The sequence below is a fragment of the Clostridium sp. AM42-4 genome, from assembly GCF_003480105.1.
Taxonomy (GTDB): Bacteria; Bacillota; Clostridia; order Lachnospirales; family Lachnospiraceae; genus Brotaphodocola.
This window is the reverse complement of record NZ_QUIK01000044.1, coordinates 660-1,566: the sequence shown is the minus strand read 5'-3', so window position 1 is coordinate 1,566 and position 907 is coordinate 660. Positions and strand designations below refer to the sequence as shown.

General features: G+C 45.5%; 2 protein-coding genes. Both read left to right on the top strand.

All coding sequences use genetic code 11. The features are described 5' to 3' along the window. The coding region (locus DW922_RS17850; RefSeq protein WP_147353392.1) for a hypothetical protein at positions 1-180 on the top strand (180 nt) is incomplete at its 5' end. Positions 181-193: 13 nt separating this feature from the next. After that, a partial coding sequence (locus DW922_RS17190) for a transporter substrate-binding domain-containing protein (RefSeq protein ID WP_243032300.1) occupies positions 194-907 on the top strand: 714 nt, incomplete at its 3' end.

Here is a 907-nt window from a genome sequence, read left to right as displayed (position 1 = left end):
ATTCAGCATTCCCTTGCGGCTGGCATGAATGCACATGTTTCAAAACCGGTTGAGATGAAGGTGCTGGAAAAGACGATCAGAAGCATAAAATCTGGTGGGGGGGGGGTACCGAACCGCAGGTCACTGTACAGTGACGAATGGAAAGTAACCGGATATAGAAGAATCAAAAAGGATAGTTAGGGATAGACAGAAAATGAAAGGAAAAAGAGTAATTGCAGGCATTCTGCTTGCGGGAATTTTAGCAGTCACCCTGGCAGGGTGTAAAAACACAGATAACACGAAAGAAGAAACCGAAAAGCCTGTTATTACCCTCGGCAGTGACAACTATCCACCATACAATTATCTGAATGAGGATGGTGTACCGACGGGAATCGATGTAGAACTGGCTACAGAAGCTTTCAAAAGAATGGGATATCAGGTGGACGTTGTCCAGATCAACTGGGAGAAGAAAAAAGAACTGGTGGAGAGCGGAGAGATTGACTGTATCATGGGCTGCTTTTCCATGGAAGGGCGTCTTGATGATTACCGCTGGGCGGGACCATACATAGCAAGCCGTCAGGTGGTTGCTGTAAATGAGAATAGTAATATCTATAAACTGAGTGACCTGGAGGGAAAGAACCTGGCTGTTCAGTCAACAACCAAACCGGAAGGTATCTTTCTGAATCGGACGGATGAAAGAATCCCAAAACTGGGCAATCTGATCAGCCTGGGACACAGGGAGCTGATCTATACATTTCTGGGAAAAGGATATGTAGATGCAGTTGCAGCACACGAGGAATCTATTGTTCAGTATATGAAGGATTATGATGCAAGCTTCCGTATTCTGGAAGAGCCTCTGATGATCACCGGAATAGGTGTCGCTTTTGCAAAAGATGATGACAGAGGAATCTGTGAGCAGATGAGCCAG